20 protein-coding genes and 1 pseudogene are annotated in these 27,000 nt (G+C 36.1%); 5 read left to right on the forward strand and 16 right to left on the reverse strand.

Annotated elements, in window-relative coordinates:
• From BK574_RS06745 to BK574_RS06775, 7 genes are all read right to left on the reverse strand, one after another.
• A complete protein-coding gene (locus BK574_RS06745) occupies positions 1–1,299 on the reverse strand; it encodes a DUF58 domain-containing protein (RefSeq protein WP_078428035.1) in 1,299 nt (432 codons plus the stop codon).
• Positions 1,296–2,261, reverse strand: coding sequence for an AAA family ATPase (locus BK574_RS06750; protein WP_238457971.1), 966 nt, complete (start codon positions 2,259–2,261; stop codon positions 1,296–1,298). Before BK574_RS06750 ends, BK574_RS06745 begins: the two co-directional genes overlap by 4 nt.
• Before the next feature lie 85 nt (positions 2,262–2,346).
• Positions 2,347–3,777, reverse strand: a complete 1,431-nt coding sequence (locus BK574_RS06755) for a phospholipase D-like domain-containing protein (protein WP_078428036.1) — start codon at positions 3,775–3,777, stop codon at positions 2,347–2,349.
• Positions 3,778–4,021: 244 nt separating this feature from the next.
• On the reverse strand, positions 4,022–5,395 hold the full coding sequence (locus BK574_RS06760) for a sensor histidine kinase (RefSeq protein ID WP_078428037.1): 1,374 nt from the start codon (positions 5,393–5,395) through the stop codon (positions 4,022–4,024).
• On the reverse strand, positions 5,396–6,064 hold the full coding sequence (locus tag BK574_RS06765; RefSeq protein WP_078428038.1) for a response regulator transcription factor: 669 nt from the start codon (positions 6,062–6,064) through the stop codon (positions 5,396–5,398). It abuts the gene before it with no gap.
• A gap of 147 nt (positions 6,065–6,211) precedes the next feature.
• Entirely contained in the window at positions 6,212–9,316 is a 3,105-nt protein-coding gene (locus BK574_RS06770; protein WP_078428039.1) for an efflux RND transporter permease subunit, read from the reverse strand.
• Between the two features lie 22 nt (positions 9,317–9,338).
• A complete protein-coding gene (locus BK574_RS06775) occupies positions 9,339–10,742 on the reverse strand; it encodes an efflux RND transporter periplasmic adaptor subunit (RefSeq protein WP_158211561.1) in 1,404 nt (467 codons plus the stop codon).
• A gap of 516 nt (positions 10,743–11,258) precedes the next feature.
• Between BK574_RS06775 and BK574_RS06780 the strand changes: the two genes are divergently transcribed.
• Both BK574_RS06780 and BK574_RS06785 read left to right on the forward strand, forming a co-directional pair.
• Positions 11,259–12,389, forward strand: coding sequence for an acyltransferase family protein (locus BK574_RS06780; RefSeq protein ID WP_158211562.1), 1,131 nt, complete (start codon positions 11,259–11,261; stop codon positions 12,387–12,389).
• A 75-nt stretch (positions 12,390–12,464) separates the two neighbouring features.
• The gene (locus BK574_RS06785) at positions 12,465–13,550 is read left to right on the forward strand and encodes a serine hydrolase domain-containing protein (RefSeq protein ID WP_078428042.1); all 1,086 of its coding nucleotides are present in this window, start codon (positions 12,465–12,467) and stop codon (positions 13,548–13,550) included.
• A gap of 112 nt (positions 13,551–13,662) precedes the next feature.
• Here the strand turns inward: BK574_RS06785 and BK574_RS06790 are convergent, their stop codons facing one another.
• The 5 genes and pseudogenes from BK574_RS06790 to BK574_RS06805 all read right to left on the reverse strand — a co-directional run bounded on the left by BK574_RS06790 (position 13,663) and on the right by BK574_RS06805 (position 18,863).
• On the reverse strand, positions 13,663–15,180 hold the full coding sequence (locus BK574_RS06790) for a class I adenylate-forming enzyme family protein (protein ID WP_078428043.1): 1,518 nt from the start codon (positions 15,178–15,180) through the stop codon (positions 13,663–13,665).
• A gap of 20 nt (positions 15,181–15,200) precedes the next feature.
• A pseudogene (locus BK574_RS06795) lies at positions 15,201–15,933 on the reverse strand (SDR family NAD(P)-dependent oxidoreductase).
• A gap of 127 nt (positions 15,934–16,060) precedes the next feature.
• Positions 16,061–16,207: a hypothetical protein gene (locus BK574_RS27385; RefSeq protein WP_158211563.1), complete on the reverse strand. Its 147-nt coding sequence runs from the start codon at positions 16,205–16,207 to the stop codon at positions 16,061–16,063.
• Between the two features lie 100 nt (positions 16,208–16,307).
• Complete coding sequence (locus BK574_RS06800) at positions 16,308–17,288, reverse strand: NAD-dependent epimerase/dehydratase family protein (protein ID WP_158211564.1); 981 nt, start codon at positions 17,286–17,288, stop codon at positions 16,308–16,310.
• A 33-nt stretch (positions 17,289–17,321) separates the two neighbouring features.
• Complete coding sequence (locus BK574_RS06805) at positions 17,322–18,863, reverse strand: sodium/proline symporter (RefSeq protein ID WP_078428045.1); 1,542 nt, start codon at positions 18,861–18,863, stop codon at positions 17,322–17,324.
• Between the two features lie 359 nt (positions 18,864–19,222).
• Here BK574_RS06805 and BK574_RS06810 point away from each other — a divergent pair, with 359 nt between their 5' ends.
• Positions 19,223–19,975, forward strand: coding sequence for an SDR family NAD(P)-dependent oxidoreductase (locus BK574_RS06810; protein ID WP_218970550.1), 753 nt, complete (start codon positions 19,223–19,225; stop codon positions 19,973–19,975).
• 365 nt (positions 19,976–20,340) lie between these two features.
• On the opposite strand, the gene BK574_RS06815 is transcribed toward BK574_RS06810, so the two are convergent.
• On the reverse strand, positions 20,341–21,918 hold the full coding sequence (locus BK574_RS06815) for a class I adenylate-forming enzyme family protein (RefSeq protein ID WP_078428047.1): 1,578 nt from the start codon (positions 21,916–21,918) through the stop codon (positions 20,341–20,343).
• Positions 21,919–22,155: 237 nt separating this feature from the next.
• Entirely contained in the window at positions 22,156–23,691 is a 1,536-nt protein-coding gene (locus tag BK574_RS06820; RefSeq protein ID WP_078428048.1) for an NAD(P)H-hydrate dehydratase, read from the reverse strand.
• A 228-nt stretch (positions 23,692–23,919) separates the two neighbouring features.
• Between BK574_RS06820 and BK574_RS27390 the strand changes: the two genes are divergently transcribed.
• Complete coding sequence (locus tag BK574_RS27390) at positions 23,920–24,069, forward strand: hypothetical protein (protein ID WP_158211565.1); 150 nt, start codon at positions 23,920–23,922, stop codon at positions 24,067–24,069.
• Between the two features lie 507 nt (positions 24,070–24,576).
• Entirely contained in the window at positions 24,577–25,413 is an 837-nt protein-coding gene (locus BK574_RS06825) for an MBL fold metallo-hydrolase (protein WP_078428049.1), read from the forward strand.
• Positions 25,414–25,469: 56 nt separating this feature from the next.
• Here BK574_RS06825 and BK574_RS06830 read toward each other — a convergent pair whose 3' ends face one another.
• Together BK574_RS06830 and BK574_RS06835 are read right to left on the reverse strand one after the other, a co-directional pair.
• A complete protein-coding gene (locus BK574_RS06830; RefSeq protein WP_078428050.1) occupies positions 25,470–26,138 on the reverse strand; it encodes an NUDIX hydrolase in 669 nt (222 codons plus the stop codon).
• A 238-nt stretch (positions 26,139–26,376) separates the two neighbouring features.
• Positions 26,377–27,000 (reverse strand): hypothetical protein, encoded by a 624-nt coding sequence (locus BK574_RS06835; protein WP_078428051.1) that lies wholly within the window; start codon positions 26,998–27,000, stop codon positions 26,377–26,379.

Consider the following 27,000-nt stretch of genomic DNA (forward strand, 5'->3'; position numbering starts at 1 on the left):
CTAAGACCCCTTTAACTGTAAACGTGAAGTTGGGAGAATCGATTCAAGCGACTTTGCTCTTGTTGCTAACTTTACAGCATACTCTGTTTCTTCTCTATAATAAAAAACAATTTCTGTAAGCTTTTGTTTATTTTGTTCGTACCAAAAATAATGTTCTTTCGTTATATGGTCACAAAAAATAAATACTGGACTTGAAAATCTCCCTTCATGTAATAATTCATCTAGCATCCGCAATGTCTGCACACCCATACGCTGTGTAACACTGGCTAAATAATCTAATAACGGCGTCAGATTGGCACTAGGTGGAAGCGTATTCATTTTTTGTCCTGCATGATTCAGTACATTACTAGAAACCCCGATATGAATTCCTCTCTCCTTATACTTAACAGCCACAGTACCAATGACCGAAAGAAGCCATTCAAACGTTGCAATCTTTTTTGCTATATATTCTTTTAATTGTTTAGGATCTTCATAGGCGGAATAATCCATCACAAACCCTTCTACGTCAATCACCATCAGGACTCGTTCCGTAACAACAGGCTGATAAACATTCGTTTGAAGTTTTCCTGTCCGAGCACTAGCGCGCCAATTAAATCTACGAAATTCATCTCCTGCCTGATAATCACGAATACCATTCACTAACAATGGATCCTCAATAAAGCCTCCTTGCTTTCCTTTTGCCCCCCATTGAATAGAAGGCCGAAATGCAGGAACAGATACGGCTATTAATTTGGGATAAACATAAATGGTTCCTTGAAGCTGATTAGTTTGTTTTGTCTCAGCAAAACGAAATCCATCCCCAGAACGCAAAGTAACTTGTCCCATTTCATGAACTCCTCTTTGAAGTCCCTGACCGTTTATTGTCCAGTTTACCTTTTGATACCACAATAGCCATAATAATCGAATAAGGTACGCCTTGCCCTCTTTGGTTTCACCAAATAAGATCCCATTACTTTTCGGTAATTCCCATTCCATCCATACGAGTGGAAGCCACTTATCATTATAGACTAAAGCCTTTATTTCAAATTCCTCATCAACAAAAATTCTTGTTTTAGAAAGCTCTATAGTAGTCTGAACACTATTCAAAGCTTTCTTTTTCCACACAATGATGATAAATGATAGAAGGACTAAAAAGAGACTAACAATAATTAATGGAACAAACCTGAACCACACGCCTACAAGTAGAAAAACGATCAGAACCCAAATCGCATATCGCTCGAAAAGTAAACTCGTTTCATTCGTTGGAACTTCCTCTTCGTAATCACGATCTGCTTTTACTTCTTTATGTTCCTCATTCATACACGAACAACCTCTTCATTTGGAATTGTGACGTTTGCAACAATTTCTTCTAAAACATCCTCAGGTTGAATGTGATTGATATGGGCTTCTGTTTTTAAGATTAAGCGATGATTCCAAACTGGCTTCACCATTTCTTTTACATCATCTGGTATAACATACTGACGACCATTTAAAAGTGCCCAAGTTTTAACGGTTTTATACAATGCTTTACTTGCTCTAGGACTAACTCCAATATTGACGAGTGGATGCTCACGAGTTGCCTTTGATAGTAGGGTAATATATTCTCGAATCGCAGAATGAACGTTCACGGCTTGGCATTCTTTTTGCATTCTTTGAAGCGTTTCCTGATTAAATGTACTTTCAACTTTGTCATACGGAATATCATCGCCGACCAATTCGAGCATTAGTTCTTCTTCTTTTTGTGTTGGATATCCTAATTTCAACTTCATTAAAAACCTGTCCAATTGTGCTTCAGGAAGAGGAAATGTTCCTTCCATATCCACTGGGTTTTGTGTCGCTAATACAATAAACGGACTAGATAAGAAATACGTTTCACCTTCTATCGAAACTTGTTTTTCCTCCATACATTCCAACAAACTTGACTGAGTTCGCGGTAACGTCCGATTAATTTCGTCGACTAACAAAACATTTGTAAAAACTGGACCTTTTCTAATATAAAATTCATTCGTTTTAGGGTTAAATATCGAGCCCCCTAATATATCAGAAGGCAGTAAGTCTGGTGTACATTGAATTCGCGAAAAGGCACAATCAATTCCTTTCGAGAAAGCTTTTACCATCGTGGTCTTACCTGTACCTGGTAGATCCTCCAGTAAGATATGTCCTTGTGTTAATATTGATGTGAAAATAAGTTTAAGTTCTTTTTTTCTACCAATGATAACTTTCGCCATCTCTTCCATAAACGTATCTAATTGGTTTACAATTATCGATTTCTCCATCGTCATCTTAATACCCCCTGTTCAAATTCCATAGTAAACTTCTTTACTTATTAAATTTAGAAAAACTGCTTCAACCAAATCTATATTACTATTACAACATAAATTGAAAAAATCGCATAGGAATCGATATTACTCGGATCAATATCGTCTTTAATTTTGAAACTTCCTCTGCTTCCACTAAGGCGCTAGGATGGTAAGTACCATCATGTGCTACCATTAGGCTATTGTACTTTATATCTTTTTTTATTTTATCTATTAACATGGTAGCAAGTGGCTCACTATCAATCACAACCATTGATTCCGTACTAAGAAAAGTACTTCTTGGATCTAGATTGAATGAACCAACCATACTTATTCTGTTGTCAAACACATAAGTTTTCGTGTGTAATTGTTCAGTTGGGCCTTGATACTCGTATAATTGTACATCCTGATTAGCAGCTATACTGTCTCGGTACCATATATAACCTGAATAGGCCATTTTATTATTAGTAGCTGCTAGTGAATTCGTTATCATATTAATTTCAGCAGCCCTCAAATTATTTCTGTCAAAGTGCATCATTTCATTCGTTGGTATGAGATATGGACTTTGAATCCATATCGATTGTTCTGCATGTTCGGCTAAAGTAATTAATTCAAACCAAACCCACGGCTCTTTATTCATACGCTTAATCGGATTGTGTATAAAACTAATATAATTCGTTGGTATTGATTGATTGATCCATTGGATATTTCGTTGAAATATCTCAGGGTAACGGTCTTGATAGCTTTCAAGTTGTTGCCGTAAATTCAAAAGCATCTTTAATCCCTTTTCTTGCTGTTTCTTTGATAAGTCCCTCACCGAATTCTCACTATATTCATGATTCCACACCGTATCAAAATAGATTTTCATATCAAAAATAACGCTACCAACAGGTTGATTTGTATTGGTATTAATAATTACCAAATCACGATCATTAGAGGCTCCGACATACCCTTTTGGTGCAAAATATTTATCCCCAATATTTCTCCCACCAATCATAGCTAACTCATTATCCACAAGTATGAGTTTGTCATGAAGGCGATTATTCCACGTCCAAGGTTGTAAAGGTTCGAATGGTTCATACAATTTTAATTCGATATTCGGATGACTTGAAAAGGCATAAAGGATTTCCTTTAAACTTCCTCTTAAATTATGAAACATACCATCAAGTAAAATACGAATGTGTACGCCACGGTCAGTTGCTACTACTAGACTAGAGAAAAAGATATCACTAGCCATTCCAGAGTGCAATGTATGATAGGAGATATCCAAGGTGTGCTGTGCATTTTCGATCAGGTTAATTCGTGCAATTCCAGACTCCACACGGTCTTCGACTAATACCACTCGATCCTGAGAAAGGCTTTCACTATAAAACCGGTAAATATCGAGATCATTTAGATAATGACTAGTTGACGGTTGGTGAAAATGAAAAATAATAACCCCGAAAAGAAATGCATATAAAACATAAAAAAACAATAGTAGACTAAGGAATTTAGCAAACATTTTAATCCATTTTATGTTTATGTTGAACACCTCTTTATACTTTAAAACGTTCCACAAATAGGTTACTTAAGAAAGTATATCAAGAATGCCACTTTATAATGCGAGTCCATATGTAATAACTTACTCATTTTTACACTAACATCGCATTGTTATTTTGATGTTTCTTTATTTGTACCAACGGGCTAAATGGCTGATAAGAGAACAATGATCATGCTCTCTTTAATGGATTATCTTTCCTCATAACTTATAACTTTCTATCAGCGTCACTATAAATCGGAATTCGAACAGTAAAAATTGACCCTACACCTTCTTCACTTTCAACTTGTATCGAACAATCGTGTATTAATAATATCTTCTTAACTATCGATAAACCAAGTCCATTCCCTTTTACCGAACTACTTCTAGCTTTATCCACTTTATAAAACCGTTCGAACAAATGTGGAATGGATTCTTCGGGAATTCCCTTACCTGTATCTTTTATACTCACAAAGACTTCATCTTTATTCCCTTGTAAACTAATATCAACTATTCCATTCTCATAAGAGTATCTAATGGCATTAGTTATTAGGTTTAACCATACTTGTTCAAATAAATCTTGGTCAGCATAAATTTCAAGTGACTTTAAGTCCAAATTAATCTGAATGTTTTTCATTTTCCACTGAGGTTCGGTAGCAAGCACTGTCCTTCTAATTTGTTCATCAAGTCGATATTTTGAAGGGTGATAAGGGTGGTGCTCTGAATCAAGTGACGCCAGCCTTAATATGTTTTCACTTAGTCTTGAAAGACGCTCCGTTTCTTGAAATATAATATCCAAATACTCTTTTTGGTGCTCCTTTGGAATAACATCGTCTTGTAGCGCTTTAGTAAATCCCTTAATTGAAGTTAATGGTGATTGAATTTCATGAGACACATTACTTACAAAATCTTCTCGCATTTTATCAATTTTTTCTAATTCCGAAGCCATATAATTAAAACTATTAATCAATTCTCCAACTTCATCTTTATTCTTACTTTTTAGCCGAACCGAAAAATTTCCAGTCGCCATTTGTTTCGCTGCATCGGTTAATTTTTTTATCGGGTTCACAATATGTGTAGAAGCTAAAAGAATTAAAACACTTCCAATAAACAGAACTAAAAAAAGCGTAAAGGCGATTATTCTTTTTAACGCTACAACCTCTTTTTCATAATTGATTTGAATAAAAAGCGCATACTCTCCATTCAGCATTTGAATGGGGCTCCCAACGATCCTTGTTGCTTCTCTTTTATGATACGGAAGGACAGTTGACGTTATTTCAGGTGAATTGATAATGGTTTGTATCGACTCCGAATTAATCGCTAAAGGAGGTTTAGAAAATGAAGAATAGACTATCGCTTCTTCATTTACAATCATCATTTCCAGGTTGAAACCTTCTAGCGTCTCCATCAGATCTGGTACTTTTTCAACATCAATAAGTTCCACAAGCTCAGCTACTCCAGTAGAAATTTTCGAAACTTCCTCTTCAATAAAAAGTTCCTGATGAAAAAAGATCGAATTAATTAAATAGGAAATAAACAAACTAAGCATAACAACACTTATAAAAGTACTTACGATACGAAAATAGAGATTTCTTTTAAACAATTATTTTTCCTCCAAGCGATATCCTAAGCCTCTTACCGTTGTAATCATCAAATCTGGAAAAGCGCCTAATTGTTCTCTTAATCGTTTGATATGGACATCTACCGTTCTTTCATCACCATCGTAATCATAGCCCCAAATTTTTTCAATTAATTGTGCACGAGTAAAAATTTTTCCTGGTGAACGAGCAAGCTCAAATAATAATTCACATTCTTTTCGTTTCAATGTAATCGCATGATCAGCAGATTGTACTACAAATCGTTCAATGTCAATGGAAGTGAAACCAACCTTGATTACATTTTCTGAGACAACATTGTACCTTTTCAACAGTGCATTTACTCTTAATATTAATTCAACTGGGTCAAATGGCTTGACCAAATAATCATCGGTCCCCGCATTGAAACCTCTCACTTTATCTTGTGATTCACCTTTAGCTGTAACCATTAAAATGGGAATGTTTAAAAAAGATCGGATATCTTCTGTTAGTTCAATTCCATCGACATGAGGCATCATAACATCTACAATCGCCAAATCAATTTGCGTTTCCGATAAGATATCTAAAGCTTCTCTTCCATCAACAGCTTCAATGACTGTATATTGACTGTTTTCTAAATATAACCTTATTAACTTTCGAATATGTGCATCGTCATCAACTACAAGAATCGTATTCATAATCAATGCCTTCTTTCATTTCACAAAATTTTAGTATGAAAACCTAACATTTTAGAATTACCAAAGAGGTTAGGTTAAATTAATTTAATATTTATACCTTAAACTAGTACGAAAGGGTGCGTATAATACACACCCAGTTCGTTTACTCTAAATTTCAGCATCGGTCTTTTTTTTATGTCTGGAGAATAACCTTTTCACCCAGTTGGTAAAGTTCTCCGTATAGATATACATAACTGGTACGAGGACTAACGTAATGACGGTTGAGAACGCTAAACCAAATACAATTACAGTAGCCATCGGTGCCTGCAGTTCAGCTCCTTCGCCAATCCCGATAGCTAACGGTACCATTGCTAATACCGTTGTAAGCATCGTCATTAATATCGGTCGCAACCTTGTTGGACCCGCTTCTAATATCGCCTCTTCCATCGTCATTCCACGCTGTCTTAGTTGATTAATGTAATCGACTAAGACAATGGCGTTATTTACAACGATCCCAGCTAACATGATGACCCCGATAAATGCAGGAGCACTTAATGGACGGCCTGTTAATAAAAATCCTGCCATAATCCCAATAAATGTGGCTGGAAGACTAAACATTACGATAAACGGGTACAATACCCTTTCAAATTGAAAGGCCATGACTGCATAGACAAGGAAAATGGCTAGAACTAGAGCCAATGCCAAGTCAAAAAATGCTTCCATCATCATCTCATAATCTCCACCTGTATTATATTCATACCCTTCAGGGAAGATATATTGATTCAACTCTGCTTCAATATCAGCTATTACACTTCCTAAATCACGGTCCATAATATCACCCGTTACCGCAACTCCCCGCGTTTGATTTTGACGGTTAATGGTATTAGGACCATCCGCTTGAACAAAATCTGCGATCGTAGATAGTAACACAGTGTCCCCTATCGGTGTTATTAGTGGTAAGTTTTGCAATTGAGTATAATTCTCTCGATACTCTTCTGGTAAAATGACTGTAATACTTACTTCTTGACCCTCTGTACGCATAAGAGATGCAACTTGACCATTCATGCTGCCTCTCACCGTGTCCATGACTTCTGCATACGTAAATCCGTATTGATTTGCAACATCTCGGTCTACATGGATTTGCATCTCTGGTCTTGTTTCACCCATTGAATGGGTAACATTCGTCGCACCAGGAACCTCACTAATAATATCACGAACATCATCTGCAATCAGTTTCAGTGTACCAAAATCTTCTCCTCTAATTTCAATTTCTATAGGATTACCACCCATTCCGTCACTTTCAAAGGAGAATACATTAACATCAATATCAGGCAAAGTTTCTGCGAATTCACTAAAATCCTTTATGACTTCGTTCGTTGTTACATCTCTTTCGCTCGCTGGGGTCAAACGAATATATAAATCTCCACTATTCGAAGCTCCTCCCATCCCCATCATACCGCCGCCACCAACCGACGTATAAACGACTTCCGTTAAACCAGTATCCAATAAATACTGCTCTAATTCTCCGACTGCCGCTCTTGTTTCTTCAATAGATGTTCCAGAAGGAACTTCAAAACTAACAGAAATTTCACCTTGATCAAATGCAGGCATTAATTCAACACCGACGAATTTAACGGTTCCAAGACTTGCGATTAACAAAAACAGAGTTCCAAACGTTATCGTCTTTTTATGATGGATCGACCACTTTAAAACGCTCCGATATCGATTATTAATACCCTCGAAAAAGTCTCCAATTTTTGCACTTGCTTTTCTCAATCCTTTCGGATCTTCTTCTGTTTTCATTTCAGGAAGAAGAAGTCCAGATAACATCGGTACGATGGTAAGTGCAACAGCAAGTGAAGCAAATAAAGTAAACCCAACTGTAAGAGCTAGAGGTAAGAAGAGCTCTCCAGCAATTCCATCAGTAAACAATATCGGAACGAATACGACAAGGCTCGTTAATGTAGAAGCGATTACCGCAGACGAAACTTCTGAAGCCCCTTTTATTGCTGATTCTACACGACTGTATCCTCTTTCTCGATACTTATAAATGTTTTCCAATATAACAATGGAACTATCAACGAGTAAACCTATTCCTAACGCAAGTCCACCCAATGTAATAATATTAATGGTCTCTCCTGCAAAATAAAGGAGCGTAAATGCTGAAATAACCGCAATCGGAATCGATAAACCTATGATTAAAGTACTTCTAAAGCTCCTTAAAAATACGAGTAATACTAGGATTGCCATCGCTCCACCGATAATCATATTCATCGTAACACTACTAATCGACTCTTTAATAAAAATCGATGAGTCCATGATCGTCGTAAGTGTTACACCTGGGGGCAAATCTCTTTGTAATCGTTCCAATTCACGTGAAACCGAATCAGCAACCTCTACTGTATTCGCATCTCCTTGTTTTGAAATGTCAATACTTAATGTTGGCTCACCATTAACAAAGGCAAAAGAAGACATTTCTTTAAACGTGTCATTTACCAAGGAAACATCTGCTAACTTAATCGTTTCTCCAGTTCGAAGTGGAATGTTAATATTTTCAATTTCTGAAATTGAACGAAATTCCCCAACCATTCGTAATGGCATGCCTTGTCCACCACGTGTGATCTCACCAGCAGGGGAACTCATGTTTTCTCCACCAATGATTTGCGCTAACTGAGAAATTGTTAATCCGTGTCTTTGCATTAAGGTTAAATCAGGTTCAACAATAATTTCACGTTCTTGACCTCCCGTTAAATTTACAGAAGCGACTCCAATAATACGTTCCATTCGTGGAATAATCGTATCTTCTGCAATATTGGTAAGCCTCGTTAATTCCATATCACCTGAAATACCGATTTGCATAATTGGCATTTGATTTGGATCAAAACGCATCGCACTAGGTGTTCCTGCACCATCTGGTAAGCTTGTACGAACCATATCAATACGATCACGAAGATCTAACATGACCGCATCCAAATCTGTATTAAAGTCGTACATTAACAAAATTAACGATTGATTTTGTGTGGATATCGACTGCATTGTCGATAATCCTTCTGTTGCACTTAACGCTCCTTCAAGCGGCCTTGTTACTAGGTTTTCAACCTCTTGCGGCGCAGCGCCATTATATGATGTTGAAACAGCAGCAATTGGTAAGTCTAAATCTGGCATTAAATCGACTTTTAATCCATTTAAAGACACGCCACCAAGCATAATCATGACAAGAGCTATGATCATGACCCCAACTGGCCGCTTCACCGATTCTTTAATTAATTTCATACAGGACCTCCGTTATTTCGTGTTATGCCTCGGCTTGTTCATCTTCGGATACTTCATTTATTTCGTTTTCATTTTCTGCATCGGTTTCTTCGTCTTTTTCTGGCTCATTGCTGTCATCCTCTTCGACTAATTCTTCTATTTGAGATCCAAAATTCTGTCCAATGTCGTTTCGAATATTAATCAAGGCTCCATGATATAGTTGATGCACTCCTCTTACAACTACATATTCACCTTCTTCCAAACCGTCCTCAGCAGCAAACCATTCGGAAGTTTCGCTACCAATTGTAATCAGACGTTTTTCAACACGTTCTCCATCAGAAGTAACGTATACAAATCGTTCATCATTTTCATGACTAACTGCATTAACAGGTACTAAAATTTGCTCATTAGAAATAGAAGGCTGAATGATTACTTCTGCTAACATACCCATTCTTAAATGGTCATCAGGATTTGTTAACGTAATTTCTACTGGATAAGCACGAGATTGTTCAGCTGGTAGAATACTAATGTGCTTAATGTGTCCTTCGTACGTTTGATTAAATGATCGAATATGAACGTCAACCGTTTCACCAACTTGGATGTTAGGCAGGACGGTTTCATTGACAGTAATCTGGACAATTGGTTCATCCATTTGTACAAGCTGTAATAGTGGTGCTTGAGGAGATACCATTTCTCCTACTGCTACATTAAAATTACTAATTTGACCAGCCATTGGTGCTCGTACTACCGCATGCGTTTTTTGCTGCTCGGCCATTTCCACGCCAACTTTTGCTTGTTTGACTGAAGCTTCAGCAGCTGCAATTTGATCGGTTCCTTTAGCTTGTTGCAAAGCCATCTCAGCTTGTTTAACAGCTGTTTCAGCTTGTTTTTTATCGTTTTCTGTCGGCATATTGCTTCCTAGTAAACTTTGAAATACGCCTTGAAGTTCCTCAGGTACATCATCAAGTGGTATAGCTTGAGAATTGTCTGCATCCGCTATCATCTTATAAATATCTTTTGCTTGTTGTAACTGTAATTCAGCTTGCTTAATACTTTGCTCTCTCATTGATTTTGCACTTTTTAAATTGGCTTGGGCTGCTTCTAACCCAGCTCGCGCTTGAGAGATATTCAATTCAACATCTGTTGCATCTAACTCAATTAAAATATCATTTCGTTTAACTGTATCACCGTTTTGGACATGAACAGCTTTCACCTCACCAGTTAACATCGGGAGTACAGGCACAACTTTCCCTGCCATAATGTTTCCAGATAGTTTCAACTCATTGGTAAGCTCTCCTTTTTCTATCTCAGCGATTTCAACAGGGTGAACAGGTTCCAGGATTTCCTCTTCGGCCGTACCCCCAGTATCAGTACTACACCCAGCTAAAACTACAACAAAAAAAATAAAAAACAGGCTTAATATCCTAAAATTCTTCCTTCTAATCATGTAATTGACCTCCATCTATCCTTCAATTAAATTTTACACTGATTAACGTGTGTTATTTTACCACGATAAAATGAACTGAATATGAACTAAATGTCATTTTTCAAGACAAAAATAAAACGATAAAAACTATATCTATACGTATAGACCGAGCACAAGTTTCACTTGCAATATATTTCGATATTCGAAACTCTTTAAAAGTTATTGGTCTTTTCATCATTCGAGATTCGTAACATATGATTAATATAGATACCATTCGATTGTTACTGTTCTTGATCTTATCTGTAATATACGACTCGAACCTCGGAAAAGGCTTTGCATCCACTTAAATTTTGAATAAGCTTGTCGCTTTAAATTATTCTCCAAGTGTGATAAGGTCGATTGTAATATATTAAATGCTACCGTTTTATATCAGATGTTAATGTTTATTTGCCGAGTATTTTATAAACAAAAACGTCAACTCGACTCTATACTTTGATTTAGGGACAAAAAGAATAGATAGAAAGATGTTGAATGAATATGAGAAAAAAGCATGTAAATGAAATATTTTTATTAAGAAGTATCGCGTGTTTAAGTATCGTCTTGTTACATTCGATTACATGGGGAACAGAGCATATACGACATCTGTCTAAGTTGCCTGATGGGTTGCTCATTGTGTTAGATTCGCTCAATGTATGGTTATATTACGGAACACCTGCGTTTATATTTATTACTGCATTTATTTTAGGGTATAGTTATAAAGGAAGAGAAATTCAAATAAAACCCTTTTTTTTGAAACGTATCCAATTTATACTCATACCTTATTTATGCATGGCTGTTCTTTATGCATTACCTTATGTACTCATTTCGTTTGAACAGTTTTTAATTAAAGTGTTCTTAAACTCTATCATCGGTGATTTCCATGCATACTTTGTACTCATTATTTTTCAATTTTATGTATTCTTTGTTTTATTTAAAAAATGGTTTGATAAACACTCCCCAACATTTGTCATCTTTGGATCGTTATTGATAAATATTATCTATTTATCTATATTTAATTTTACTAGTCCACCCAATATTTGGTTCAGTGAATATATTTGGGAACGCTATTATTGGATTCCGTTTCCTGGTTGGATTTTTTATTTCGCCGTCGCCTACTATTTTGGAAGTCATTATGAAACACTTTCTCGTTCGCTTAGAAGATATAAATTTGGAATACTAGTTTCTTCTATTATAACTAGTAGTCTATTGCTTTATTTATATCATAGTGGCTTACTCACGATTCATAGTTCAAAACGGGTCGATATTTTATTCCATACCCTAACTATTGTTTTACTCATTTTCTATTTCGCAACGAAATTGAAGTCGATCCCAATTGCCTTTATGATGATAAGTAAATACTCGTATGGGATTTATTTATTGCATACATTTTATATGGCTATACTCATCCTATTTTTAACTCTAATTTCAATTAATTTCGGAGTCTTAACGATATTTATCTTATTTTTGGGCAGTATCTTCGCGTCCATCTCTACCATTTACTTTTTTAACTTATTTTCCTTTGGGAAATATATTGTAGGCAAAGTAGATATAAACAGGGATCCGATATTCCAGCCAAATTCAAACGCAACTGTCCAATCTCATCAAAACGTGCCAATTCGGGAAAAATAATGTAGAAAACAGATAACCCGTTTGTATTAAAAATACATACGGGTTAAAAGCTTATTTATTAAGGATGAATTTTTCATGTTTCGAAAAAAGAAATGGTCAATTATTATCTGTTCTGGCATTTTCTTTGTCTTTTTATACTCACTTACTGGATCAAAAAATACATCTCTAACCATTCCAAAATCATCTACATGGGAACAATATGAAACACCAGAAGAAGCAGGTTGGTCATCCATACGCCTAAATGACGCTAAAAAATATTACGACTCCTTAGGTTCTACAGCCGCTATGGTTATTTATAACGGAAAAGTCCTAATTTCTTGGGGAGACATTACTAAAAAAAGTAATGTCCATTCGGTAAGAAAAAGCTTTTTAAGCGCACTCTATGGTATTCATATAGAACAAGGAAACATTGATATAAACAAAACCTTAAAAGAATTAGAGATTATGGATAATGTTCTTCTCACTGAGCAGGAATTAGAAGCCGAGATTTCAGACTTATTAACTTCACGTTCAGGGGTCTTTCTAACCGCAGGAGAAGAATCGCTCTGGATGAGGTTAACACGACCTGATCGAGGATTATATTTACCAGGAACCCATTTTTATTATAATAACTGGGATTTTAATGTTTTAGGGACCATTTTTCGAGACAAAACCGACTCAGATCTATTTACGGAGTTCAAAGAGCGAATTGCCATTCCTATTGGAATGGAGGATTATACGATGGAAGATACCTTTTATAAATTAGAAGTGAACAGGTCCATTCATCCTTCCTATTTATTTCGTATGTCGGCAAGGGACATGGCAAGATTTGGCCAACTATATCTTCAAAAAGGGAAATGGGAAGGTCAACAAATTATACCTGAAGCATGGATTGAGAAAAGTACATCTGTCCAAACACCTGTATTACAATCCGATGAATATGGGTACGGCTATATGTGGTGGGTCGCCGATTCTGGAAAATTCGGTGAACTAGGTCTCTATTCCGCGATCGGACGATACGGTCAATCGATCGATATCGTTCCTGAAAAAAACCTTGTTTTTGTTCATCGCGTAGATTCCGACATTTTTTGGAATCGGTCATTAAAAAGGGTAAGTGATCGCAAAAGGTTACGATTATTAGAAATGATCTTAGAGGCACACATTTCCGAAACAGAAGCTTGAAGAACTAGTAAGACATCTCTTTAACAAAAAATTTAAATGTAAAAAGGGACAACCGTTGCGGGGTCCCTTCTTAAATGTCCGTAACAAACGCATCATTTTAGACTATAAAAAATTAAGAAACTGAATACTTCTTTTTCAACACATGTTTTAAGATTTTTCCTGATGGATTTTTAGGTAATTCATCTAAAAATTTAACAAACCTAGGTTTTTTATAGCTTGCTAAGTAATTTGTACAAAAGTTTATAACTTCCGTTTCTGTCATTCGACATTCTGGTTTTAATACAATCAAAGCCATGACAGCTTCTCCCCATTTTTCATCAGGAACCCCAATAACAGTAGCTTCTGATATATTTTTATTTTGGTAGAGGATCGTTTCAATTTCTTTCGGATAGATATTTTCTCCACCGCTAATAATCATGTCCTTCTTACGGTCAATTATATATAAAAAGCCGTCTTCATCAAATCGCCCTAGATCTCCTGTTTTTAACCATCTTCCTACAAAGGTTTCTTCTGTTGCTTTCGGGTTATTCCAATACCCCTTCATTACTGTTGGACCCGCCTGTGCTACTTCACCTACTTGTCCTACGGGTACATCGTTACCCTGACCGTCTATTACCCTAATTTCATTATATAAAAATGGTTTACCAACAGATCCTCTTTTGTGCTCTGGACTTAACATCGAGGTACATGAAGCTGCTTCTGTTAGACCATAACCTTCTGTAAATTTAGCTTTCGGAAACAGCTCTTGCATACGATCAATCACAGGCATCGGTAAAACCGCACCGCCAGAAAGCATAAAACGTATACTATCCATATTATACTTTTCAACTAAGTGTCCTTTTTCTGCAATCATATGAAACATCGTCGGTGCACAAAACATCATTGTAGCCTTTTCTTCTGATATCGTTTTTAAGATTTCCTCAACATCAAATTTTCTTAAGATCACCATAGAGGATCCATTGTGAATAGCAGGTAACGAGAACATAAGTAGCCCCCCTACGTGAAACAGTGGCGCCACAATGAGTGAGTGATCATTAGGTAATAAGGGATAATCTTCAATTTGGTTGAGGGATGTCCAAAATATATTATTATGAGTCAACATAACTCCTTTTGGTAATCCTGTTGTCCCTGAGGTATACATAATCATAAATATATCATCTAATTCAATTTCATCTTGTACAGGTTCACTAGAAGAGTATTTTGCTATAAAGGTTTCATAATCCTCACCTAGCCCCTCCATTCCTTCAACCCGAATAAAATGTTGCACTGTTGATGTGAGAGATGATGTTTCTTCCACTGTTTCTTTAAATCCATTACCATATACTAATACTTTTGTACTCGAGTTATCCAAAATAAATTGAACTTCTTTCGGATTAAGACGCCAATTGACTGGGACGATAATGGCACCCAGTTTTGCCGCTGCCCAGAATGCTTCAATATATTGATTACAATTATGCAATAGTACGGCTACTCTATCACCTTTTACTACGCCAATAGAGCGAAGACCATGAACGAATTGATTGACTCTTGCATTGAATTGAGCATACGTAAAAGATGTTCCTTCAAATTGGATGGCTAGTTTACTAGCGTATTTTTGTGCTTGCCTTTGAAGTAATAATCCTAAATTCATCCTACCCACTCCTTACACATTTATTGAGCCGTATATCCACCATCTACCTTTAAATTTTCTCCAACAATAAACGATGCCTCATCACTTGCTAAAAACACAACGGCATTCGCTACTTCTTCAGCTCTTCCTAACCTCCCAATGGGGTGAGCTGCGATCAAGCCATTTCGCTTTGCTTCATCATTATCTTTTAATAACGGTGTTTCAATATATCCTGGACATACTGCATTGATCCGTATGCCTTCCTTTGCGTATGTAACACCTAGAGAACGAGTTAAATTAACTACTCCGCCTTTCGATGCTGTATAGGCTGTTACGTTTTCTTTACCAACATGTCCTAAGATCGAGGCATTATTAATGATAGCACCACTGCTTTAACATTTGCTGAATGGCAATCTTATTCGTAAGGAATACTCCAGATAAATTGACATTAATCATATCGCTCCAGCTTTCATAAGAGAGCTCATGTGCAGGGGTCGCATCCCCGATTCCAGCATTCGCAAAAACAACATCAATGGTACCAAACCATTCTATCGTTTTATCCATTAATTGTTGAATTTCCTCTTCTTTAGTAACATCTGCCGGAAAGAAACGCACTTGATCGTTATGCCCAAGAGTCGCTACAACCTTTTCGCCATCAAGATTAACATCGCTTACAACTACTTTTGCTCCTTCTGATAAAAATGCCTTCACTGTAGCTAATCCGATACCACTTGCACCACCTGTAACAATTGCAATTTTATTTTTTAATCGCAAATTAATCCCTCCAGCCCCCAGATAATTTTTCTTTAGAAAGTAGCAAGGAGCTGCACGAGAGATCATCTTTATTCCTGCAACTCCATTGCTATCATTCTAAATACTCATAGATTCAATCAAACAATAATTAATCCTTCTTTTTAAACAAATTATCAATAACTCCCCATTCTTCATTTTCTGAATTAAAAGTGAGTCCGTAAATTAAACCTAAGAGAATTCCGATAAGGGGAGTCCCGAATACCATAAAAAATATAAACGGAGAAAGACCGAACACATCATCAGCTCCTTTAATTTTTTTTATAAGAGTTTTAAATATTCTGATCCATGACTCTGAATCAAGTCATAATCTTCCTATTTCTAAGAAATTCTTATTCTTATTTATCATTTTTGAAAAATTGATAACTACTAAAATAGTCTTCGATACCTCGATTAATTGTATATTCAGGTACAAAATTCAGTTCTTTTTCGGCCGCTTCTGTCGAAAGAATACCCCGGGTTGTCGCAGATTTCTCTTCTACTAAGTTTCGTTCATTTCCAAATGTAATCGAAACACTAGGCTCTAATGCTTGGATGAGCGGAACCATTTCTATTGGAGAAATTAATTCTTTCCCCGTGGCAATATTCAATATTTTTTGTTTTGTTGAGCTTGTGAGTGTTAATTGAATCGCTTTTACGACATCTTTGACATACGTATAATCTCGTTTTGAATTTTTTCCCCAATCAAAATGGGTATTCTCCTTTTTAACTGCATTTTCCACCATCGGTTTAATATACATCGGATACTTCATCCCTAATCCATAAACAGCTGATAGTCTTAAAGAAACAACGTCCATTCCATAGGTTGACCAGTAATGAAGACCGAACGCCTCGGCTGATAACTTTGAACTAGAATAAGATAATAATGTGGGTCCTTCAGTAGGAGAATGAACGGGATGTCGTTCATCCATTGGTTCATATTCCATTGCTGTGTATACTGATATCGAACTAATTAATACTACTTTTTCTATTTCAAACAAACGTGCTGCTTCTAATACATTCAAAGTACCTTCTACGTTAATTTTCATTGTCAATAAAGGATTATTCTCTAATATATCTAAATCATTAACAACAGCTGCATGAACAATTTTTGTTATTTTATTCGTTTTCACTGCTTGAATAATACTTGAGAGATCTGTTACATTTCCTTTTACAAAAGTGATCTTTTCTTTTTCATTTTGAAGCAGCCATTCGATTTCATAGCCAGGAGGTGGTGGAGCTAAATCAAAGACAACGACCTTATGTCCATCGTTTATAAGCTCTTTAACCAAATGTGCCCCTAAAAAACCAAATCCTCCTGTTACGAGGATATTATCCATACGCATCATTTCCTCTCTTTCTTCTTACAATTATTAATTCCCTGGAATATTTGGAGTTCGATCATTATTTACTGTATAACTCGACTTATTCGTAAAGTGATCGAATATCGGACTATCTACTGGTTTTGTTAGTAATGAGACAACTACTAACATTATCGTCGAAAGAACCGTTCCAACCGCTGCTACATTAAAACCTGCTAAAAGAGGATCTGAAGAGAAAACAGTTAAGTTTAAAATTCCAATGATACCACCTACTGCAATACCTGTAAGTAAACCTGCAATTGCTCCTTGTGGTGTCGCCCTTCGCCAACGAATACCGAGATATAATGCTGGAGCAAACATCGCTGCAAAGGCTCCCCAAGCAACGGATACGACTAATAGAATAAAGCCTGGCGGGTTAAGTGATAATAAGCACCCTACGATTAATACGAATACCGAACAGATTCGGATCCATTTCAATTCCACTTTTTCTGTCATAGCTTTACCTAATGTATTTTTAGAAAAGTCACGAACAATCGCAGCCGAGCTTAGAATTAAGAATGACTCTGCTGTAGACATCACCGCTGCAGCTACTGCTACTAGAAAAATCCCCGCTAAAATTGGACTATTAAAAAAGTTGTAAATTAAATGAGGAAGTATTTGGTCAGCTGCTTCAGGTGCTGTAAGGACACCTTGATCGACAAGGACTTTACCTGCCATACCTGGCCATTGCGAAAGTACTCCTAAGAAATATAAAATAACAGATACTAACGGTGCCCACTTTAAGACTTTGATACTTTTTACCGTTAAAAACTTAGTCGATACGTGAGGTACACCAGCATAAGCGAGCAAGCCAACAATCAATCCGTATTGTAAAACAATCGCCATGGCAAAACTTCCAGAGTCATGCCAAGGTAGTAAGAAGGATGGTGCAGTTTCAGCTAAAGTCCCATGTAATCCACTTAACCCTCCAACCTCAGGTAATATTAAAATGTTTAATAACACACCAATGATGACAAGCATGATCATTTGGAAAAAGTTCGTCCACATCGAAGCTTTCATTCCGCCACCGATTGTATACAAACTTAGTAATACTGCAGAAATAAATATCGAAGTCGTGTAAGAGATGTTTAAAATCGAAGATAACACCCATCCCATCGCTGCAAACTGGGCAATTAAATAGGCTAAACAACCAATGAGAATAGCAAAAGCAGATAGTCCTCTTACGCCTTTGTTATTGTTGTATCGAAGAGCTAAAAAGTCTGGTAACGTGTACACGGCGTGTTTCTCAGCGACAATACGCATCGGTTTTGCGAGAATCCAATAACTAATGACGATACCAGGAAAGGCACATGAAACTAACATAACGTAACCCGCATATCCAGCTCCAAAGCCTGTACCAGAATATCCCATTACTGCTCCGCCACTAAGAATGGCCGCCATTAAACCAAAAGTAAGCAACCAAATATTTAAACTCTTTCCTGCAACTAGATAGTCTTCAACTGACTTTGTATTTTTTGTGGCCACCCATCCAATCACAGAAAGAATAATGGTATAGATTATCATACTAACAATTGCCCAAAAAACGTAACCCATTTCATTACCTCCTTAAAATAATAGCAAAAAGATAGAAAACAAAAGCTAAAAATTTAAAATTTTCAGAATTAAATAAGTATAATATTACTTGGTTTTTCCATTACTATAAAAAGCTTTACATTAAAACTTTAAATCAGCAACTTTTCACCTACCTCCTTTTTTTTACTTACAATTTATTCACCTCCTCATACATTAACATGCAATTTACGTGCCAATCGATTTGTATTGTAGAAAATCGTTCTTATCGTAGCTCATTCAAAAGGTGTTAAGTAGTTTTCATTAATTGAATATTCTTAAAAATAAGAATATAGTAAGAGTAATCGTTTCTAATAATATAAAAATCTGATGAGGTGATGATTGTGAAATTAGATGGAAAAGTTTGTATTGTAACAGGTGGAGGATCTGGGTTAGGCCAGCAAATGAGCATTGCTATCGCAAAAGAAGGTGGCATTGTTGTTGTTGCAGATATTAATAAATTAGGAGCTGACCAGACTTGCGAATTAGTTAGAGACAATGGCGGCCAAGCCATTAGTATTGAAATGGACATAACTAATACGGCACATATCGAGCAAATGATAGAAACTGTCCTTGATAAGTATAATAGAATTGATGTTCTTTGTAATAATGCAGGGATTACTGGAGAACATGTTGTGACTCATGAAGTGTCAGAACAATCTTGGGATAATGTAATAAACGTTAACTTAAAAAGTATATTTCTAATGTCAAAAAGGGTTATCCCTCAAATGGTAAAGCAAGGAAAAGGGGTAATTATTAACACCGCTTCAGCTTCTGGGTTAATTGCAAGTGCAGCTGGGATTGAATATACGGCGGCGAAACATGGGGTTGTCGGTATGACAAAACAATTGGCTTACGAATATGGTCATCAAGGCGTCCGAGTTGTTGCGATTGCACCAGGGGTGATCCAAACTCCATTAACGAAAGAATACGCAAATGAAGAAGGTTATTTTCATAAATTAACGATGGATGCACCTGCTGGACGATACGGCAAACCAACAGATGTTGCAAATACTGTTGTATTTTTAGCGAGTGAAGATGCAGATTTTATTCACGGCCACACGATCCCAATTGAAGGAGGTTCAACCATTTTATAATTATATTAATAAAGTGAGACCTTATTCAGTGGGGGTCCTTCATTCCCACTGAAGATTAGCTGAGGCCCATACGAAGTGGTCACACACCTTGCCGCAGGACGTGGCGACTTTTAGTCTATGGTCCAGTATCTCCCACTTTGACTTCTTGTTTCCATAAAGTCTTGAAGCGGGAGTCCTAGTACCAGCTAAGCGGATAAAACAAAAAGAAGCCTTCGCATTCAAATTGAAGCTTCTTATAGATACTTAGTACCATTTTACTATACTTAATTTAATTAATAGAACTAAAATACAAAAACAGGAATCGTATGAGAACTACAACTCCTAGTCCCCGTACAATTCCTGTTTGTTAAGTAAAAAATCTCATCCTAGTTACCAACATTTTCTTCTAAATCTTGGTAGTACCCTCTATATTGCTCTCGCAATATATTTTTTTGTATTTTTCCTGTTGAAGTCATCGGGAACTCTTCTGTAAATATTACCGCCTTTGGTACTTGAAATGCACCAAGATATTTTTTACAAAAAGAGATTAGCTCATTTTCCGAAACGCTTTCTTCAGGTTTCAGTTTAACAACAGCAGTTACCGCTTCAATCCAGCGTGGGTGTGGTAAACCTACTACAGATACTTGCTCAACTTTCTCATTCGTATTAATGACATGTTCCACTTGTATAGAATCAACATTTTCTCCACCCGATTTGATCATATCTTTCTTACGATCTACAAATATCAATAAGCCGTCTTCATCAATAAACCCGAGATCTCCAGTATGGTGCCAACCAAATTTTCTGCTGTTTTGCGTTGCTTCCTCATCTTTTAAATAACCGTTCATTACGTTCGGGCCTCGGTGGACAATTTCTCCTGTTTGACCTTGTGGTAATAAATTTCCATCATCGTCCATAATAGCAAGATCTGTAATCATGGATGCTTCACCCCAGTAGGGGCCAATTTTACTAAGTTGATATTCTGGTTTAAACATGACCGTTGCAGGGTACATTTCGGTTTGTCCACTTCCTAATGAAAACTTACAATCTAGTTCGTTTATTGCTTTTTCTAAAAACTGTTTACTCATCGGTGCCATCGCATACATACAGTACCTAATTGAATTGAGGTCATAATTGTTGCGGTTCGGATGTTCGACGAAAGCGCGATACATCATCGGTAATGCAAAGATCCAGGAAATTTTATGTTTCTCCGTTAACTCCATAAAACGGATTGGGTCAAATTTCTCTATAACAACAACCGTAGCTCCTACATTTAACAACGAAGTCATGATCGTATGCTGAGCGCAATGAAACAACGGCATCATGACTGAACCAACATCGTCTTTTTGCAGCTCTAATTCAAACGCATTGCTTAAACATGCAAAATAGATTGCTAAATGACTAATCATTACACCTTTTGGCTTTCCTGTTGTCCCACTCGTAAACATTATTTGTGCAACATCACGTTCATGAATATCGACCACTGGTTCTGTTATCGGTTGATTATTTAGAACTGAATGAAATGGGGTACCAACCGCATCTCCTTCCTCACCGATAGCAATTAAGGAAGAACAAACTTGTTTTAATTCTTTAATATCATTTTTGAGTAATTGATGATCACCAATGATTAACTGACTTTCGCATCTTTCAAGAATATAGATCTTTTCATTCACCGAAATATCGGGATTGATAGGAACCCAAATTAAGCCTGCTTTTACAATGCCATACATCGAAATAATAAATTCGATTGAATTTCGGCAAATCGTTACAACTGTATCTCCTTTTTTCAATCCAGTACTTAGTAAATAGTTTGCTAATTGATTACACTTTTGTTCTAATTCCTCAAATGTCAATGAACGATTACATTCATCAATTAAAGCTAACTTATTAGGAAATCTCGTCGAACACCTACGAATAATATCGCCAACAGCTACTCGGTTAACAATCGACACTTCACTTCTCATCAATATCCCCCTGACAATTAATCTGAATATTCTGATAAATAAACCGGAAGTTTTACCTCTTTATCATAAAGATTAAGAGGCTTTTAGTTACACACAGCTACAAAATCAATCTATGTTTTAATACTACTTGTATTGTAATATTCCTTTTATATTTTCAAATTTTTTTGAAATATTTGTCTATTATTCTTTTATCAAGTTTCTATCTAAGGTCATGAAAATAAGGAATTTACTTTTTTTCTATAATGATTCTTTATGCTGCAATACCTTTAATGTCTTCGGTATATATTCAATAATATCTGTTGCTAACACATCCAAATGAGTATGTTTAGCTTGAACTAATAATTCTGCCGTTTTTCCATGAACATATACTGCATTGCAGATTGCTGTTTGCGTCTTACCGTGCTGCATTAAAAATGCCAAAATGATTCCAGTAAGAATATCACCTGAACCACCTTTAGCAAGCGCTTGGTTCCCTGTTGGATTGACATATTGTTTTCCTTCTGGTGTAGAAACGATTGTAAAAGGCCCTTTTAAAACTAAATATACTCCATACTCCATCGCAAACTGCTTTGATAATTCAAAACGGTTTTGTTCCACTTCTTGGATAGATAGCCCTGTTAAATGAGCCATTTCCCCTGGATGAGGTGTCAATATCGTGACAAGATCACGATTTTTTAACAGCGGTAACATTTTTTTCAAGTGGTATAGGGCGTCAGCATCAATTACGATAGGAACTTGTTGCTGCAATACGTTCTTCACTATCACTTCACCGCCTTGAGTTCTCCCCATCCCAGGACCAATTGCAATCGCATCGAAGCGCGCAAAGTCAATGTCCAAACTCCCGTTAAAATATCCTTGTTCAGTAGGGCAAGGAAAATACATGGCTTCTAAAAAATGAGCTGCTGCAACAGGATGTATGACATCAGGAATAGCAACGGTTAATAAACCTGCACCACTTCTCAATGCAGATTTGGCAGACAACATCACAGCTCCTGGCATAGACTGTGAACCTCCTATAATCATACCCTTTCCATTGACGCCTTTATGAGAATTAGGAGGACGAGTTGGAAAATGCTTCTGCACAAATTTTTCCGTCCATACGAAACGCTCTTGAGAACAATGTTCTATAGCAATCGGAGGAATTCCAATGTCAGCAACGATCATCTCGCCATAAAAAGAGGCACTTGGATATGTATATGCTCCCATTTTCGGCGCTTGAATCGTTACCGTTAAGTCAGCTTGTATCGCTTCATTAACTTCTCCACCGTCTGCCGAAACTCCGCTCGGTATATCAACAGATATCACTCGTGCTACCTTACAAGCATTAACCTTTTTGATGATTTCTTTATAAGGCGAACGTAAAGTTCCTTTCACGCCAATGCCTAAAAGACAATCGATAATAACATCGTAATTAGGTAATAAAGAATTAAAATGTTGCTCGTTTTGTGAATAGAAATGAACATCGTATCCTGACCGTTTGTACACTTCAAATGCTTGTTTAGCAATACCTTTTATCTTTTCTTTTGGTGGAATTACCCATATATCAACTTGAAAGTCAAAACTTTTTAATATTCTTCCGATAACAAACCCGTCCCCGCCATTATTACCTACGCCGACCAGAATACTTATTTTTTTATGGTCATTTATTTCTTTCATAACCCTACTCGCAATAGCTTGTCCTGCATTCTCCATTAACATATCTTCACTAAACCCTATCTTTTGAACCGTATACGCATCAATATCATACATTTCTGCAGCCGTTACTATTCTCATGAAACCAAAACCCTCCTTATACAATTCAACGACCGTTTTATTCTTGTACTTTCATTCCCGCAAAATCTAATGCGTCCTGGCCTGGATAAACTATTCATCTGAAGAAAAAGAATTCCTGTATCACATCATACAAACTTTACAAAAAATAGACTTTTCATTTTTAGCATAAATTTGAAGTTTCTTGCCATTATAAAAACGTACGCTAATCCAAATAAAGGAGTGAGTTTTTTGACAAACAATAAAAAACGATTGAATCCTCAAAGCGGAAGTCAAAAAGGGATGCAATATAATGAAGGAATGAATACAGACAATACATTAGCAAAGGAAGAACTCGAAAAAGCGATTTCCCCAACTGGACGACAAAATTCAAAACAATAATTCATAACTTTGCTCTTCGACTAACTTCAGTAAGTGTACAATAAGTAAGCCCTTACCCCAAATCAATAAAACAGGGAAGGGCTTTTTTCATTTTCTCTACTTCTTATTAATATAGTACTGAAACTCCACACTCAAATTCATGCCAACGCTTGTTCACAGGATTTTTCAAATACGAATGATCAAAATGATTATATTAACTTGCTTTTACTTTGTACATTCAATCTCTTGAAGCTCTTTTCCTTCGTACTTTAATTTGTTATCAAGAATGGTCAACAACAAAATTGCACTTCTTGCCAAACTAAAACTTAATGAAAGAACCTCAGTTTCTTAATATCAATGCTCGATCAATAAAATAATAGTTTAGAGTGATTAACTATTTTAACTTTTTCCTCTAACTCATAATTTGCATAACTACAAATATGTATAACTTTTAGAAGGAATTTGATAGTTAAAGACGAATCGGATAGTTAGTAAATCTTTTTATTAAAACATGAAAGGAATGTGTTTATGGGAATAGATCATAATGTGAAAATTCTTCGTGTTCCTGTACCAACGCCAACATTATATCCTCATACAACTACTAACTGCTATGTCATCGGAAACCAACGTGAGAGTATTTTAGTCGATGCTGGTTATGATCGGAAGGAAACAAGAGTGGAAATTGAAAAAGTCGTAAATACAAATGGCCTAGCCAAGCCTAAGTCAATAATTTTAACCCATTTCCACCGTGACCATGCACCAGGAGTGCGACAGTTTATTGACTGGTCTCCAGTTGTCTTTTGCCACGATAATGAAAAACAAGAAATTACGGAAGCGATTTCACCAGTAACTCATCTATCCTTTTTAAAAGATGGAGATAAAATAAAAGTTGGTAATACCGAGATCATAATCATTCACGGTCCTGGACATACAGCAGGACAGCTAAATCTATATTTTCCTTATGAACAAATCCTGCTTGCTGGTGACAATATTGTTGCGGAAGGCACCACATGGATTGGACCGCCTGATGGTGACATGAGTGATTATATCCAAACTCTCAATCGCCTAAAGCTTTTAAAACTAACTAAAATTGGACCTGGCCATGGGAAATGGGTGGATAATCCTTATGAGCAAATAGAATTTGTATTAAGTCGACGTCTCCATCGAGAAAAACAAATTAAGTCCTTACTCGAGGAACATAACCAATTAACATCAACTCAATTAACAGAAAAGATTTACGAAAATACGATTCATCCAAGTGTTTTTATTGTTGCGACAAAAACAATAGAAGCGCATCTTATTAAATTAATAAAAGAAGGGGTTGTTTTTGAACAAAATTCTTATTTTTCCCTGCAAGATGGGTAAAGTGGAAAGCAACAAAAATGGTTAACCCGAATTATTATAAATAAAATGAAGAAATTTTATTTACTCTTATTTTTTTGTCTCTCAGGCATTATAAGTGGTGCACCTTTTTGATGATTGAGTAATGTACGGAGTGATATGATCGTTGGTGACACCATTGGTAACTCTCCTTTTTCATAAGATGATAATGCTTCTTCTGGAGTAATCCAAAATGCATCAGCAATTTCATGGGCGTCTGGTTTTGGAGATTGACCATTAGGGAGTTGCGCTAGAAAAAATCGGGTATCAAAACGATACGGACTCCCTTCTGGTGTTAATCGGTATCCAAAGTACTGTAAATCTTTGAAATCCAAATAACACCCTTCTTTCTTTAAAATGTGCAAAAATGATATTTCACCATTTAAAAGCTTACTACGATATTCTTGCTCTTTTTCATCTGGAATTTGAACAGGATCACCAGTTTCTCTAACCCCAAGAAATATCCCAACTTCCTCGTAAAGTTCTCTTGCAGCGGCTACAAAGTGTCCGCCACTAAATTCTTCGCTTGAAAAATAATTTTTTACAAACTCACTTTCCGCTGCTACGTAGTCATCTGCTTCAAGTCTTCCTCCTGGAAAAACATATACACCGCCTAAAAACTTCATCGTCTTTGGACGTTTCGTCAAATACACTCTAGATAAATGATCCATTAACACGACTGTTGATGCTGGTTTCGGAATGACAGTCACTTTATCCCCCCTATTATTTTTGGTTTTATCTATTTCATTGCTGATCGTAAAAAGAGTTGTAATATATAACTATTCAATTTCATTCACTTATTTCCCTTCTTCCATAAGAAATACGAAAGAGATAAAGTAAAACTTTATTCAATGAGAGTTAGCGCTAGTTAAACAGGAAAAATAAAAAGGCGCTTTATTAAAATGTACCCTTTGTAAAGTTCATTTTAATATAATAGCGCCTTGATATTTACACAATTAAATTGTCAATTTCATTATTACTATAATTTTCCGCTACACCAGGTTTTGAAATTAAATAATTGATGATCTCTCCATTACTTAGCTGTACATTTCTTTTTAAACCTTCAATGATCATACTTAAATATTCTTTTGATGGTTTACTAAAAGGAACATCTAAATCCCAATCTGCTGTAAAAGTATAGATGGGATAGCCATTTTCTTCACCTATATATAAAATCGTACCGTACCAGGAATCCCTTAGTGTCTTATATCTCTTCTTCTTTACTTCACTAAGGTTTATATCTAATTCAATCCCGTTATTTTCTTGCTTTACTACATCAAAAAATTGATCTTCCGTTATTAAATATTTCCGGCTGTATGTACGATGCTGTTTATCTTCAGTCAGACCTATAAATGCAACACCTTGTTTTTGCCAACGGATTGAATTTTGTGCAAAATATAAAGGGTAGTGCATAATATGAGATGCTTCTTTTAGCGGAAGTGATTGATCTCTACACCCTACTTCTACTTTCTCGGAACCCTCAGGTTTTCCACCTCGTATATAACATAAAAATCGATCTTTGCTTAAATTAGATCCATAACTGGCATACCACACATACGTTTTTCTTTGCAA

Origin of the sequence: Alkalihalobacterium alkalinitrilicum (assembly GCF_002019605.1) — a bacterium.
Lineage (GTDB): Bacteria > Bacillota > Bacilli > Bacillales > Bacillaceae_F > Alkalihalobacterium > Alkalihalobacterium alkalinitrilicum.

What these genes read in the sequence shown, in the direction of transcription:
- BK574_RS06800 (WP_158211564.1), bottom strand. Translation starts at nt 17,288, where the DNA reads ATGGATAATATCCTCGTAACAGGAGGATTTGGTTTTTTAGGGGCACAT.
- BK574_RS06820 (WP_078428048.1), bottom strand. Translation starts at nt 23,691, where the DNA reads ATGAGAATAGTAACGGCTGCAGAAATGTATGATATTGATGCGTATACG.
- BK574_RS06765 (WP_078428038.1), bottom strand. Translation starts at nt 6,064, where the DNA reads ATGAATACGATTCTTGTAGTTGATGACGATGCACATATTCGAAAGTTA.
- BK574_RS06770 (WP_078428039.1), bottom strand. Translation starts at nt 9,316, where the DNA reads ATGAAATTAATTAAAGAATCGGTGAAGCGGCCAGTTGGGGTCATGATC.
- BK574_RS06815 (WP_078428047.1), bottom strand. Translation starts at nt 21,918, where the DNA reads ATGAGAAGTGAAGTGTCGATTGTTAACCGAGTAGCTGTTGGCGATATT.
- BK574_RS06780 (WP_158211562.1), top strand. Translation starts at nt 11,259, where the DNA reads ATGAGAAAAAAGCATGTAAATGAAATATTTTTATTAAGAAGTATCGCG.
- BK574_RS06745 (WP_078428035.1), bottom strand. Translation starts at nt 1,299, where the DNA reads ATGAATGAGGAACATAAAGAAGTAAAAGCAGATCGTGATTACGAAGAG.
- BK574_RS06755 (WP_078428036.1), bottom strand. Translation starts at nt 3,777, where the DNA reads ATGTTTGCTAAATTCCTTAGTCTACTATTGTTTTTTTATGTTTTATAT.
- BK574_RS06805 (WP_078428045.1), bottom strand. Translation starts at nt 18,863, where the DNA reads ATGGGTTACGTTTTTTGGGCAATTGTTAGTATGATAATCTATACCATT.
- BK574_RS06775 (WP_158211561.1), bottom strand. Translation starts at nt 10,742, where the DNA reads ATGATTAGAAGGAAGAATTTTAGGATATTAAGCCTGTTTTTTATTTTT.
- BK574_RS06790 (WP_078428043.1), bottom strand. Translation starts at nt 15,180, where the DNA reads ATGAATTTAGGATTATTACTTCAAAGGCAAGCACAAAAATACGCTAGT.
- BK574_RS06750 (WP_238457971.1), bottom strand. Translation starts at nt 2,261, where the DNA reads ATGACGATGGAGAAATCGATAATTGTAAACCAATTAGATACGTTTATG.
- BK574_RS06825 (WP_078428049.1), top strand. Translation starts at nt 24,577, where the DNA reads ATGGGAATAGATCATAATGTGAAAATTCTTCGTGTTCCTGTACCAACG.
- BK574_RS06785 (WP_078428042.1), top strand. Translation starts at nt 12,465, where the DNA reads ATGTTTCGAAAAAAGAAATGGTCAATTATTATCTGTTCTGGCATTTTC.